The 13,231-nt window shown below is 48.1% G+C and carries 10 protein-coding genes, 9 tRNA genes and 1 rRNA gene; all 20 read left to right on the forward strand.

All coding sequences use genetic code 11. The features are described 5' to 3' along the window. Positions 1-122: ribosomal RNA gene (locus AC1DM9_RS17270) — 23S ribosomal RNA — on the forward strand; the annotation flags it as partial. A gap of 146 nt (positions 123-268) precedes the next feature. After that, positions 269-345: transfer RNA gene (locus AC1DM9_RS17275), tRNA-Ile, on the forward strand. Between the two features lie 5 nt (positions 346-350). Then, positions 351-426, forward strand: a tRNA-Asn gene (locus AC1DM9_RS17280). Between the two features lie 5 nt (positions 427-431). Beyond that, positions 432-519: transfer RNA gene (locus tag AC1DM9_RS17285), tRNA-Ser, on the forward strand. Between the two features lie 14 nt (positions 520-533). Beyond that, a tRNA-Glu gene (locus AC1DM9_RS17290) sits at positions 534-608 on the forward strand. Between the two features lie 19 nt (positions 609-627). After that, a tRNA-Met gene (locus AC1DM9_RS17295) sits at positions 628-704 on the forward strand. 32 nt (positions 705-736) lie between these two features. Beyond that, positions 737-812: transfer RNA gene (locus AC1DM9_RS17300), tRNA-Thr, on the forward strand. Between the two features lie 75 nt (positions 813-887). Further along, positions 888-963: transfer RNA gene (locus tag AC1DM9_RS17305), tRNA-Thr, on the forward strand. 74 nt (positions 964-1,037) lie between these two features. Next, a tRNA-Thr gene (locus tag AC1DM9_RS17310) sits at positions 1,038-1,113 on the forward strand. Positions 1,114-1,121: 8 nt separating this feature from the next. Next, positions 1,122-1,198, forward strand: a tRNA-Pro gene (locus AC1DM9_RS17315). A gap of 178 nt (positions 1,199-1,376) precedes the next feature. After that, positions 1,377-2,135, forward strand: a complete 759-nt coding sequence (gene pdaA, locus AC1DM9_RS17320; RefSeq protein ID WP_179089892.1) for a delta-lactam-biosynthetic de-N-acetylase — start codon at positions 1,377-1,379, stop codon at positions 2,133-2,135. A gap of 300 nt (positions 2,136-2,435) precedes the next feature. Next, the gene (locus AC1DM9_RS17325; protein WP_477581244.1) at positions 2,436-4,091 is read left to right on the forward strand and encodes a sensor histidine kinase; all 1,656 of its coding nucleotides are present in this window, start codon (positions 2,436-2,438) and stop codon (positions 4,089-4,091) included. A 49-nt stretch (positions 4,092-4,140) separates the two neighbouring features. Beyond that, complete coding sequence (locus tag AC1DM9_RS17330; RefSeq protein ID WP_477581246.1) at positions 4,141-5,766, forward strand: response regulator; 1,626 nt, start codon at positions 4,141-4,143, stop codon at positions 5,764-5,766. 127 nt (positions 5,767-5,893) lie between these two features. Beyond that, the gene (locus AC1DM9_RS17335; RefSeq protein ID WP_477581248.1) at positions 5,894-7,297 is read left to right on the forward strand and encodes an ABC transporter substrate-binding protein; all 1,404 of its coding nucleotides are present in this window, start codon (positions 5,894-5,896) and stop codon (positions 7,295-7,297) included. A gap of 89 nt (positions 7,298-7,386) precedes the next feature. Continuing rightward, the gene (locus AC1DM9_RS17340; protein WP_441885493.1) at positions 7,387-8,286 is read left to right on the forward strand and encodes a carbohydrate ABC transporter permease; all 900 of its coding nucleotides are present in this window, start codon (positions 7,387-7,389) and stop codon (positions 8,284-8,286) included. Between the two features lie 11 nt (positions 8,287-8,297). After that, a complete protein-coding gene (locus AC1DM9_RS17345) occupies positions 8,298-9,185 on the forward strand; it encodes a carbohydrate ABC transporter permease (protein ID WP_441961523.1) in 888 nt (295 codons plus the stop codon). Between the two features lie 17 nt (positions 9,186-9,202). Beyond that, positions 9,203-9,601 carry a hypothetical protein gene (locus tag AC1DM9_RS17350; RefSeq protein WP_477581251.1) on the forward strand — a complete coding sequence of 133 codons (399 nt, stop codon included), beginning with the start codon at positions 9,203-9,205 and terminating at the stop codon, positions 9,599-9,601. Between the two features lie 39 nt (positions 9,602-9,640). Continuing rightward, positions 9,641-11,428: a heparinase II/III domain-containing protein gene (locus AC1DM9_RS17355; RefSeq protein WP_477581253.1), complete on the forward strand. Its 1,788-nt coding sequence runs from the start codon at positions 9,641-9,643 to the stop codon at positions 11,426-11,428. 13 nt (positions 11,429-11,441) lie between these two features. After that, positions 11,442-11,756, forward strand: coding sequence for a cupin domain-containing protein (locus AC1DM9_RS17360; protein ID WP_477512916.1), 315 nt, complete (start codon positions 11,442-11,444; stop codon positions 11,754-11,756). 230 nt (positions 11,757-11,986) lie between these two features. After that, positions 11,987-13,228 (forward strand): MFS transporter, encoded by a 1,242-nt coding sequence (locus AC1DM9_RS17365; protein WP_477512917.1) that lies wholly within the window; start codon positions 11,987-11,989, stop codon positions 13,226-13,228. The last annotated feature ends 3 nt before the right edge of the window (positions 13,229-13,231 follow it).

Below are 13,231 nucleotides of genomic sequence, written 5' to 3' on the forward strand. Positions count from 1 at the left end.
CCCTCAAGATGAGATTTCCCAGTATGTAAGACCCCTTGAAGACGACGAGGTTGATAGGTTCGGGGTGGAAGCACAGCAATGTGTGTAGCTGACGAATACTAATCGGTCGAGGGCTTATCCTAAACACGTTTACTGTGACCCATACATCCGGTAGACAGCAGCTAAAAAGGCTTCAGCAAGCCTAATCTTTCGTATCCAGTTTTCAGGGCGCAACTTGATTACCTGATTATAAACAATTGATCTTACATAGGATTTATGTTTATGCTTAGGGCCTTTAGCTCAGCTGGTTAGAGCGCACCCCTGATAAGGGTGAGGTCGGTGGTTCGAGTCCACTAAGGCCCACCATATTTTCCCTGATAGCTCAGTTGGTAGAGCACTCGACTGTTAATCGAGTTGTCACAGGTTCGAGTCCTGTTCGGGGAGCCAAGTTTGGAGAGATACCCAAGTGGCTCAAGGGGACCCTCTGCTAAGGGGTTAGACTGCGTAAGTGGTGCGAGGGTTCGAATCCCTCTCTCTCCGTTCCAATTTTTCAAGGCCCGTTGGTCAAGTGGTTAAGACACCTCCCTTTCACGGAGGTAACAGGGGTTCGAGTCCCCTACGGGTCACCATATTTTTCTTTCAAAATGACGCGGGGTGGAGCAGCCCGGTAGCTCGTCGGGCTCATAACCCGAAGGCCGCAGGTTCAAATCCTGCCCCCGCAACCAAAACACCTTTAAATGGTGAAAAAAATCCATATGCCGTTGTAGCTCAACTGGTAGAGCAACTGACTTGTAATCAGTAGGTTGGGGGTTCAAGTCCTCTCGACGGCACCATTTTTTCTTTCGATGCTCCTTGGTTACTGCCAGGCAAGCATCAAAACTACCTGCAAAGGTAGACATAACCGTTACGCCGTTGTAGCTCAACTGGTAGAGCAACTGACTTGTAATCAGTAGGTTGGGGGTTCAAGTCCTCTCGACGGCACCATTTTTCTTAAGATGCCTCTTGGTTATGCCAAGCAAGCATCAAAAACCACCAGCATTGGTGGACATAATCGATGTGCCGTTGTAGCTCAACTGGTAGAGCAACTGACTTGTAATCAGTAGGTTGGGGGTTCAAGTCCTCTCGACGGCACCATCTTTTCTCGGGACGTAGCTCAGCTTGGTAGAGCACCTGGTTTGGGACCAGGGGGTCGCATGTTCAAATCGTGTCGTCCCGACCATCTTTTAACAGAATGATTGACAACATAAACCGCTATTCTCAAAGTCTACAGGACTTATGGGAATAGCGGTTTTTTTATGTGTTTATGGGGAAATATAAACGCAATATGCGGATGAAGTGCAATCACTTCATTGAATAAGGAGGCTTTACTGTTGAAGCAAAGGGTTAGAGTCGCTGTCATGCTTATTGCGATCTTATGGGGCTTAATAAGTCCAGCAGCTGCATATGGGCAGCCAGGAGTATTCCACTTCGGGTTTAAGAAAAGCGTGGAGGGGCGTCTGCCTTCGATCGATGAGGAGGGCTTTAAAGAAATCGTAACGAAGCACGGGGCTTTGTTCCTAGGGGATACAACGCAAAAGGAGCTATATCTTACTTTCGATAACGGCTACGAGAATGGCTATACACCGCGTATCCTTGATGTATTAAAAGATAAACAAGTACCAGCGGTCTTTTTTGTAACGGGACATTATGTCAAAGATCAGCCGGAACTTTTAAAGCGGATGGTGCTGGAGGGGCATATTGTAGGCAACCATTCTTGGAGTCACCCGGATATGTCGACCCTCTCAGAATCAAGCATCAAAACGGAGCTCGATAAGGTCAAGGAGCATGTAGAAACGCTGACCGGCCAGAAGGAAATGAAGTATCTGAGGCCACCAAGAGGCATATTCAGCGAACGGATGCTTGCCGCTAGCAAACAATTCGGCTATACGAATGTATTTTGGTCAGTGGCGTACAAGGACTGGGATGTGAATGCGCAAAGAGGATCACAATATGCGTATAACGAGGTTGTTAAGCAGCTCCATCCCGGAGCGATCATCCTGCTGCATTCCGTTTCCAAAGACAATACTGAGGCGCTCGGCAGAATTATAGACGAGGCTCGCCGGCAAGGATATCTGTTCAAAAGCTTAGATCAGATGGGCATTGATTTAAATATCTAGTAAAGTACGTCCAAAAGCCTTAACCTCATTACAGGGGTTGAGGTTTTTTGTTATTCCGAACCATTTTATATTGCAAACGCAATGTTAAAATCTTTAGAATTCTGCCCTCATCCCTTACTTTGCCGCATGTTTAGCTATTTTAACTTCCATTATAATAAAGAAGAGTGTGCCTAAGCCCACTTAGGCGATGAGAGGTGAATGATGATGTTCAGCAAAAAAAATTGGGGAGCGTTTGTTAAAAAATTATATTATTCTCTTTCGCTCAAGCACAGAATATGGCTGACCTTCGTTGTTTTAATCATGTTTGGCCTTACAGCAACAGGAGGTATTGCCTACTGGATCGCTTCGAAGGAAATACAGAGGAATGCGCTCAAAACGAGTCAGGATACGGTCAACCAATCTGCTCAAATCGTAAATGAACGGCTTAAGAACATTGGTATTGCCGTTCGTGCGCTTATGTTCAGCGACCCGTTCAAGCAGGTGATGACCGATGCACAAAACAATGACCGAGACCACTATTACAATACATGGACCTCACTTCAAGGTGTTTTCTCGCAGGTGAAATTCAATGACTCGATGATTGACAGCATTTTGATTGCTTCGCCGATCGGCGATTATTATCATACGTCCAATGTCCGGGACACGGCAAACTCATTTTATAATTCGGATTTGTATACGCATTTCAAGGAAATAAGGCGGGGCTTTTGGACGAAAGGGCATAAGGATGCCTTCTTTATGGATAAACAAGATGTGATTTCCCTTGTTGTGGAGGGAGTCAATGAGCTGGGCGAGAAGCGATCGGATGTTTATGTGGTCATTAATGTGAAGCAAGATGATTTGTATGAGCTGTTCATGGAAAATCTGTCGACAGCAGAGAAACAGTATTATTTTGTAGATTCAGAGGGCGAAGATGTGAATTTAGATAATCGATCGAGTCAGGAGAACCAGTTGACAAAGCACTCGGCGTTCACGAAGCAGTTGACCGCAGAAATGATGGGCTCGTTTTTTTATAAGGACAGGAAAAAGGAATATCTGGTGAACTACGCAAGGCTGGAAGTAAAGGATGATTGGATGATTGTTGGTATCCAGTCGAAGAGCGACCTGCTAGCGAAACTGAACGGCATCAAGAAAGCAACGATCTACGTCATACTTGGGTTGATGGTGCTGTCATTATTCATAGCGAACAACATGATCTATTTATTGTTAAAACCATTGTTCAGTCTCCAAAGGCTGATGAAACGGGTGGAAGAAAATGATTTGAATGTGCGTTTCGAAAGCGAATACAAGGATGAGGTATCCCAGGTGGGGTTTCGCTTTAATCGGATGTTGGACGAAATCAAGCAGCTGATTGAAGATGTCAAGGTACGGGAGAGTGAGAAGCGAAAGGCCGAGATCAAGGCGCTTTCCGCACAGATGGACCCTCATTTTTTTTACAATACGCTGAATACGATCTATTGCAAATCAGTGCTTGGCGAGAACAAGGACGTTAATGAGATGATTCTGGCTTTATCCCAAATGTTTCAGCTTAGCCTCAGCGGGGGGAGAGACTTGATTACGCTGGAGGATGAGCTTGATCATGTGCGCCAATATTTAGCCATTCAGCAGATTTCTTACGAGGAGCTGTTCGTTTGCCATATCGAGGTGCATCCGGAGCTGCTTGCCTGCGGAATTCCAAAAGTCGTCATTCAGCCGCTTGTAGAAAATAGCATTTTGCATGGTTTTCAAGATCGTGAATCAGGTGGTGAAATTTATATTAATGCGCAATCGGATGAGGACTGGCTGCATTTGACGGTAGAGGATAATGGGACGGGGCTCATTCCCGAGCAGCTCATGGCTTCGATTATTCATCCAACGACGATGGATGAGGGATATGCTCTCCGCAATATTTATCATCGGCTCCAGCTGTACTACGGCGACCAGCAGCGCATGATCATAAGCAATAATGATAGTGGCTGAGCCCGGATTGAAATTTGGATTCCGAAGCAGACGGAAGGGATGGGGTAACATGGGTCAACCGGTCAAATTGTGCATTGTAGACGATATTCGAAGTGTAGTAGATATGCTGAAGCACAAAATCCCTTGGGCGGAGCATGGTATCGAGGTGGTCGGCAGCGCCACGAATGGCGAGGAGGGGCTTGCGGTTATCCGGCAAACGTCGCCGGACATAATTTTGACCGATATTCGAATGCCGAAGATGGACGGGCTAGAAATGACACGAAGTATTGTGGAAATGCTGCCTCATAGCAAAATTATTATTTTGAGCGCTTACACCGATTTTGAATATGCGAAAAAAGCGATCCAGTACGGGGCGCTTGATTATGTGAAAAAGCCGTTTTCAATCGAGGATATTATCAAAGTGGTCTTAAAGGCGAAAGAAGCATCGGAGCAAGACAAACGGGACCGTTCGCATGTCATTGGGCTGGAGAAGAAGATTAAGGAAAGCCTGCCTGCGCTGCGGCAGGAGTATATGTCACTGCTTGTCCATCATCAGACCGAAGAGGCGGATATTTCACAGTGGTGGGGATTTCTAGATCTGCCGCCTTTGCAGGCTCCGCTTGCGGTAATGGTAATTCAAATTGACCAATTTACGGACAAATATGGCGGCTTGGTTGTGAAAGAGCTGGAGCTGGCGCGTTTCTCCCTGCAAAATATCGTCGAGGAGACGATCAAGGAGCATACATCGGCGGTTATCTTCCGGGAGGCGCTTAATCGCTACGTCTGCATTATTCAGGCGCAGCCGAGAGATCGTTTGATGCGGATTGCTGATTCCTGCTGTGAAAATATCGCAAGCTACACGAAGTTTACTATTTCCATCGGCATCGGGATGGAGGCAGGGAGTGTACGTGAGCTCCCGAAGAGTTATCAGCAAGCGCTCAGCGCCTTGTCTTATCATTTCTATACCGGGGGAAATGGCGCATTTAGCTCCCAGCAAGAAGCGCAGGACAGCGCCGCTGGATGGATTTATACGACAGAGAGTGAAAACGAATTTTTATTCGGGTTTCGCTCGGGCAACAAAGAGAAGACACTAGAGTGGCTTGCTTCCATTTTTGATGAAATGCAAAGCTCCTCCGTGCTCCCCGAGCCGAGCGATGTCGAGCATCTCTTTCACGGCCTATCCCTGAGAATGCTCAGGGTGCTGCTGGAGAAGTTTCCACGCAGCAGCCTGAAGGAGTTTGAGTCGAAGGTGCAGGAGGCGAGACGGGGAAGCCGTTCGTCGCTGCAGGATTATAGGCAATGGTTGACTGAGCTTTGCGAAATCGGCTGCAGGCTGATCGATAAGGAGAGGGCAAGCGAATCGCAAAAAATTATATATAGATCGATCGATTATATTAAATCGCATTTGCAGCTTGACCTAACTTTGGAGCATTGCGCAAGGCAGGCGAATTTAAGCTGGGGCTATTATTCCAATCTATTCAAGAAAGTGTCGGGAACGACCTTCCAGCAATTCGTCACGCAGGCCAAAATCGAACGGGCGAAATCGATGCTAATCGAGGACTTTCAAGTGCAGGAAATCGCGCAGGAGCTTGGCTATGAACACAGGCGCTATTTCAGCGAGGTATTCAAAAAGCAGACTGGCCTTACGCCGACCGAGTTTAAGGAAATCTCCTTAGGCAGGTCTCCGAAGCCGTAGAAGCAAGGTTTTGATAATCATGAAATATCTGCCCTTATTCGCAAGGTAGCCACATTACCTATGTGGGTCTGATCTCTTATAGTTAAGAAGCAAGCAAACGGTTTCACCTACAAAGGGAGGATCACCAATGTACAAAAAACTCGGAACGATCGTGCTGAGCTCATTTCTTGCCTTATCACTGGCAGCCTGCGGAAGCACAAACAACAATTCGCCAGGGGCGGAGAGCGGAGCTTCCAACAAGCCTGCGGAATCGGACGGCGCTACAACACCAGAGAAAAGCGGCAAAAAGACAAAAATCGTGTATTGGACCGGAGATCGCCACGATATGGACTATATCAAGGAGGTTGTTCAAAGCTTTAATGACACGAATACGGACAACATCGAGGTGGAAATGGTCGTCAAGACGGATGATTACGATCAGGCAATCGACTTGGCGTTTGCTTCCGGACAAGGGCCGGATGTGTTCAGAGTGAAGGAGAATACGATCAAGACTTATGTAACTAAGGGTTATCTTGCACCGATTGATGCTATGCTGACAGACAAGATGAAGGAGCAGTTCCCGGTCATTCAGGACTTTAACCAAATTGATGGCAAAATGTACAGCCTGCCGAACTATGGCTCGACATTAAGGCTGGTGTACAACAAGGATCTGTTTGCCAAAGCAGGCATTGCCGCTCCTCCAACAAGCCTTGCGGAAATGGTCGACGCAGCCAAGAAAATAACGGCTGTCGGCAAGGCAGAGGGCGCTTACGGCTTCGCGCAAAACTTCAAAAATGCGGATAGCGCGTTTGGCCGCTCTGCACGTGTCATTGCTGAAGTGAGCGGTTACGGCGGCTTCGGATATGATTTTAAAACCGGAAAATACGACTTTGCAGGCTTCAAAGACATTATTCAATCCTTCAAACAAATGTATGACGACGGAAGCACGCTGCCGGGCATGGAGTCGCTTGATATCGATCCGCTGCGCGCGCATTTTGCGGAAGGCAAGCTAGGCATGTACCTTTCCTTCTCTTCCGAGCCGGGTGTATACAAAAACCAATTCCCAGCGAAAATTGATTGGGCTGCGGCACCTGTGCCAACAATTGATGGAACAGTCAAAGGTGCAAGCTCGTTCCTTGGCGGCCAATGGCTGGCGCTAAGCAGCTTCTCCAAAAACCAAGAAGCGGCGTGGAAGTTCATGGAATATATGTACGGCGATGAAATTTTGAAAACGTATCATGAAAAAGGCTTTGGCATCTCGATGGTACCTTCAATTTCGGCAGTTGCCGCGAAACCGGACATCAATGGCATTGATGGTTTCCTGCCAAGCGACAACGATGCTACATGGCCATTAAGTCCGGCTGTTACGATTGAGGGCATTAAGTACAATGATGCATTCTTTAAATATATGCTGGGCGGCGGGGATCTGGATGCGATCATTCAGGATCTGAACACAAGGTACAATGCGGCGCTTGATAAAGCGATTGCTAGCGGCGATGTGACCACGGCAGCAAAACCAGATTTTGATCCAACGAAGCTGGGTGCGAAATAACGGCTTAACTATAGGAACAGCAATGCGGGGTGGAGTGCAGACTCCACCCTTTGCTTTCCCCTAAGACAGAGTGTACGGGAGTGGAAACGATGAACAAAGCGCGTCAAATGAGTTTTTCTTATCTTTTTTTATTTCCAAGCCTGCTGCTAACGGTTGTACTAGGCATCTATCCGCTAGGCTGGGCTATCCGGTATATGTTTTTTGATTATAAAGGCTACGGCGAAGCTAGATTTACCGGCTTGTACAACTTCCGCAGGCTGCTTGCTGATACCCAGTACTGGGACTCCGTAGTGAATACGTTCATTTATGCGGGCGGCAAGCTGATTGTGACAATACCGCTATGCCTGCTGCTAGCCGTTATTTTGAACCAGAAGCTTAAAGGCCGCAATGTACTTCGTGCGATCTATTTTATGCCAACGGTCATCAGCTCCGCGGTTATGGCTGTCGTGTTCTTTATTATTTTTAATTCGTATAACGGGGTGTTGAATCAGTATTTGCTTAAGTTCCATATTATCTCCGAGCGGATTGACTGGCTTGGACCCAAAAACGCAATGATGACTACGATTATTATTGCCATCTGGGGCGCTGTGGGCAACTATATGCTGTTGTTCTTGGCCGGACTCCAGAATATTCCAAATGATGTGTATGAGAGTGCTTCACTAGACGGTGCAAACAAAAGACAGCAGTTTTGGTATTTGACGATTCCGATGCTTGGACCTGTTCTGCAAATCGTCATTATGCTGGCAATTATCAACTCGCTTAAAGGTTATGAAACGATTATGGTACTGACCGAGGGCGGCCCGATTGGAAAAACTGAAGTTATGTATTTATACGTATATAAGCTATTTTTCCCTACGCCTTCCTCCGGTGCGGTCGTTGACCAGCAGTTCGGCTACGGAAGCGCAGTCGGCTTCACTACAGCCGTAATTGTAGGCATCATTACGCTTGTCTACCATCTGCTGTCTAATCGCATGAATAAAATGCAATGAGGGAGGATGCTATGAAGACGGAAGTTATACCCCATGTTCAAACGAACCAGAAACGAAAACCGCTTCGCACAGGGAAATTAGGCGGGCAGCTGCTGCTCTGGATTTTCTTGCTTGCAACGGCGCTCCTGATCTTGTTTCCCATAATCGTAACGTTGTTTGGTTCATTTATGTCGAATGCAGAGATCGCTACGGGCGGCAACATTTTGCCATCGGTGTGGCATTTTGAAAATTATGCGGAGGCGTGGGTGCAAGCGAACTTTTCCCGCTTTACTTGGAACAGTCTCATGCTTAGCGGCATGACAACGATCGGTACGCTTATCGTCGCTTCGATGGCTGCTTATGTTGTAGAACGGATGAATTTTCCGGGCAAAGCTTTGTTCGTGGCGATACAAGCATCGACGATGTTTATCTCGATAGGTGCGGTCGTCATTCGCCCCCAATACGAGCTGATGATCAAGCTGCATTTGCATACCTCTTTATGGGGCGTTATTTTGATATTAATCAGCGGGCACGCTTATATTTTTTTCATCCTGCTTAGTTTCCTGAAAGGAATATCCAGAGAGCTGGATGAAGCGGCACGGATTGACGGCTGTTCTAATGCAGGCATCTTTTGGAAAATTATTTTGCCGCTCCTTAGACCGGGTCTTGGAGTGGGAGCGTTGTTCACGTTCTGCGGGGCGTGGAACGAGTATTTGAGGCCGCTCGTCTTTACGATGAATACGCCCGAGCTGCAAACATTAACGGTGGGACTCTCCTACCTACGCTATGGAGCATCGGCGGCGGTTCAGACGCATTATATGCTAGCCGGGGCTTGCTTGTCGATTTTACCGCTGCTTATCGTCTACATGCTCGCGAACAAATCGTTTATGCAGATGACGGCAGGATCACTGAAAGGGTAGGGAAAGAGGCATGCGTTATGAATGATAAACGGCTGGTGAAAATGAGAACAAACGCATGTCTACCGCAGTTTGAGGCGGCTATGCGGCTGCTGCGACAGGAAGCGGAAGAGGCATCACGCATCTCGTATACGATAGGTCCGGTGGAATATGGAGAATGGATGCATCAGTATTACTGCCATCATGACGGGGCGAAGCTCTCCTTTGATTGGGGGCAGCCGCACACGCATGTCTGTCCGGTATGCGGCACAGTATGGTCTGGCGAACCCTTTGACTCTGCATGGACATCTTTTGTGCATGCGAATATAGGCCGCGCGGTTTATCATATGGCGATGCTTCACGCTATAGAGCCGGATGAAGCGCTGCTCCATCAAACGAAGCAGTTTCTTCTGTCTTATGCAGACAATTACGAAGGGTAAAAGATTCACGGGAGCATCCCGTACAACGGTCCGGGTAAGTTGTTTGCACAGACGCTTGACGAGGCGCACTGGATTATTGATTTGTCCGTAGGCTTTCAATTCATTCGGGCTTCGTTGTCTGAAGAGGAAGAGGCGCATATCCGTTATGGCTTGCTGGAGCCATGCGTACATTTTCTAATCGCGCACAAAGAGGAGCAAATCCATAACCATGCGGTGCTGATTACTTCCGCGATCGCGTCCATTGGCATTTTGCTGAACGATGAGGGGATTATTCATGCCGGACTCTCAGGAGAGTATGGGCTGCATGACCAAATGAAGCGGGGCCGCTTTGCTGACGGACTGTGGTATGAGGGGAATGTTCAGTATCATTTTTATGCGTTCAAGTCGCTGCTGAACTACGCGCTTATGGCGGAAGGAACGCCTTGGGATATTTGGCAAGAGTCTGGCCTCCAATCGATGTTTGATTATCCGGTTCACTGGATAGTGCCAAATGGCTATATGCCTTCTTTCAATGATGCAGGAAGCGCGGGCGGCATTCATACTTATGCGCCTTATTATGAAATAGCGCTGGATATTTTTGGTGATGAGCTCTATCGTTCGCTGCTGAATACGGCCTATGGCACGCAGTGGGCGGAAAAGGCATTTACAGGTGTGAAGACAGTGGAGCGAGACTCTATTCTGGCGTTACTGTTTGGCTGTGAGCTTGCACCTGTGGACGCTTCTGAAGGTGAACAGCTGTGGAAGGCATCACACCGTTCAGTATCCATGCCCGTGAGTGGGATAACGAAGCTGGTCAATGCGAAGCGCTGGCAGGCGTTCATTAAGCACAGCAAGTTCGGCGGCGAGCATGACCATATGGACCGGCTCGGCTTGTCCGTCGTATGCGGGGAAGTGCCGCTGCTCGTTGATCCGGGCACGACCGCTTACGGCGTGCCTGCACATTATGGGTGGTTTAAGCATACCTTCTCGCATAATACGGTGTGCCTGAATGGCGCTGACCAGCCTCCCGCGGATGGGCGGGTTATTCGTTTTGAGCAGCACCCATGGGGAACATGGACAGAAACGATGGTAGATTGGAAAGCGGAAGCGTATGAGATGAAGGACCGGATTATTTTGCCCCCGGAGCTTAGTCCATGGGATCTCTTGGCTTACGAAGGTGCCTCTATTAGAAGAATAAATGTGCTGACTGAGCATTATTTGCTTGATATGGTCAAGGTAGATGTAAGCGAGCCGCGGGAAATCAGCTGGATGAATCATTTTAGCGGGATTCTTGAAGAGGAAGAGGATAAGGTCTGGCAATCGACAGATGTATGCTTAAGCAGGCTTGATCAGCAATGGTTTAAGCACAAAAGTAGGTTTATGGCTGGTGGAGTTTCGGAAGGAACGCTAACTTTTCGCTATAAAATGGAGAATGGGAGCTTGAGGCAGCATCTGTGGAGTTCTCAGCCTGTGGAGATCTATTCGGCTTTGACGCCGGATAACCCGCCGGATCGGGACCGGACCTCACTTATTATGCAGGTGAAAACCAGCCAAACGATCGTTTTTGCGCAAGTGCTATTTTATGATTCGGAGCAAGAGCCGTTGTCCGAAGGAGCAAAGCTGGTGGGGAACGTTGAATCAGTAGATTATGCTGATACAATAGAGTCAATAGAAACAGTAGAGTCTATAGAAACAATAGGGAAAACGGAAACGTTTGTGAATACGGAAACTTTGCAGATTACTGAAATGTCGGATCAGAGCTACCGAATGACAATCACAGCAGATGGGGTCAGGGATGAGTACTCGCTGATGTGGGACGATGGCGGAGCATGGCTAGACAAATGCTAAAGGAGGAACTCGGATGAGCAATATCGGAGTATGGGAAAATGCGGAGCCTGGCGTTACACGTAAAATTTTGCAACCGGGAAAAACGCTGATGCTGATGGAGGTTCATTTTGAGCCTGATGCGGTTGGTTATGAGCATGCTCACCCGCATGAGCAGCTGAGCTATTGCTTGAGGGGCGCCATTGAATTTACAATTGACGGCGAGAAGCAAGTGATCCGGCAGGGAGAGTCCATCGTTATACCAAGCGGGGCGAGGCACGGAGTAACCGCATTGGAAGCCTCGGCGCTGCTCGATTCCTTCACGCCGCTGCGCGATGATTTGATTAAGTAAGGGTGAGTATACGGTTATAGAGAGAAGAGCGATTCCATGGCTGAGCGAGCATGGGTGCTCTTCTTTTTTTGCAGGATGGTTGTTGCCGCCTTGTAGAGGGTATATTCTTTGTAATAGGGCTGCAATCATTAGAAACTTTGAAAACGTGGTAATATAGAGTAGGATATCCATACAAATAGAAAATGCCGCCTAGTCAAATAGAGCTTGAGCATAGGGTAAGGGGTTTACATATGAGTAAAATGACATTGCTGCGCGAGCCGAAACAGCGGAAACTGTTGTTTAGCGCGGGGCTTAGCTGGCTTTTTGATGCGATGGAGGTCGGAATGATCTCCTTTATCGTAGCTGCTTTGGCAGTAGAATGGCAGCTTGGTTCACAACAAGTTGGGTTACTGATGGCAATTAATTCGATCGGTATGGCAGTTGGAGCCGCTGTATCCGGTTTGATGGCCGATCGATACGGACGCAGGGCGATCCTGCTCTGGACACTGCTGATCTTCTCCATTGCGAGCGGTCTGTCCGCTCTGGCAACGAGCTTTATCGTCTTATGCGCGCTGCGTTTCATAGCCGGATTTGGGCTTGGCGGGGAGCTGCCAGTTGCGTCGACGCTTGTATCGGAATCTGTGCCTGCCAAGGAGCGGGGCCGGGCAGTCGTCCTATTGGAGAGCTTCTGGGCGATCGGCTGGATTGCTGCGGCTTTGATTGCCTACTTCATCATTCCTGATTACGGATGGAGGATGGCGTTTGCGCTCGGTGCTGTTCCTGCACTTTTTGCCCTATATTTGAGAAGAGCCATTAAAGACTCGCCCAGCTTCAATGCGCAGCAGAGCCGCAAGCTGAGTCTGAGCGATAGAATGAAATCCATATGGTCCTTGCGCTACCGAAAAACGACAGTAACATTGTGGATCTTATGGTTTACAGTCGTATTTTCCTATTACGGCATGTTCCTGTGGCTGCCTTCCGTCATGGTGCTCAAGGGCTTTGATTTGGTGAAAAGCTTTCAATATGTTCTGATTATGACACTCGCCCAGCTGCCGGGTTATTTCACTGCTGCTTATTTTATCGAGAAGTTTGGGCGAAAATTTGTGCTGGTGGTTTATTTGCTGCTAACCGCGGGCAGCGCCCTTTGGTTCGGCAGCGCAGAAACAGAAGGGGTACTGCTGGCTGCGGGCATTTGTCTCTCATTCTTTAACCTTGGAGCGTGGGGAGGGATGTACGCCTATACGCCGGAGCTGTATCCAGCCGCAGTTCGTGGAACTGGCGTCGGCTTTGCCGCCTCATTCGGCCGTGTCGGGGGTATTATTGGTCCTTATCTTGTTGGTATGCTAGTTGCTAAACAAGTCGCGATACCGTCTATTTTTATGATCTTTTTTGTAACGATTGTCATAGGCGCGCTAACGGTTTTATTCTTTGGCAAAGAAACGAAAGGGATCGATCCGGATAAAGAGGGCTCTGATTCTGCTCTTACAAGTTGAAGG

The organism is Paenibacillus sp. 01T431 (assembly GCF_056398625.1).

Bases quoted from the DNA above. Each gene is read 5' to 3' on its own strand.
- pdaA (WP_179089892.1), top strand. From the start codon at position 1,377: ATGCTTATTGCGATCTTATGGGGCTTAATAAGTCCAGCAGCTGCATAT.
- AC1DM9_RS17325 (WP_477581244.1), top strand. From the start codon at position 2,436: ATGTTTGGCCTTACAGCAACAGGAGGTATTGCCTACTGGATCGCTTCG.
- AC1DM9_RS17330 (WP_477581246.1), top strand. From the start codon at position 4,141: ATGGGTCAACCGGTCAAATTGTGCATTGTAGACGATATTCGAAGTGTA.
- AC1DM9_RS17335 (WP_477581248.1), top strand. From the start codon at position 5,894: ATGTACAAAAAACTCGGAACGATCGTGCTGAGCTCATTTCTTGCCTTA.
- AC1DM9_RS17340 (WP_441885493.1), top strand. From the start codon at position 7,387: ATGAACAAAGCGCGTCAAATGAGTTTTTCTTATCTTTTTTTATTTCCA.
- AC1DM9_RS17345 (WP_441961523.1), top strand. From the start codon at position 8,298: ATGAAGACGGAAGTTATACCCCATGTTCAAACGAACCAGAAACGAAAA.
- AC1DM9_RS17350 (WP_477581251.1), top strand. From the start codon at position 9,203: ATGAATGATAAACGGCTGGTGAAAATGAGAACAAACGCATGTCTACCG.
- AC1DM9_RS17360 (WP_477512916.1), top strand. From the start codon at position 11,442: ATGAGCAATATCGGAGTATGGGAAAATGCGGAGCCTGGCGTTACACGT.
- AC1DM9_RS17365 (WP_477512917.1), top strand. From the start codon at position 11,987: ATGAGTAAAATGACATTGCTGCGCGAGCCGAAACAGCGGAAACTGTTG.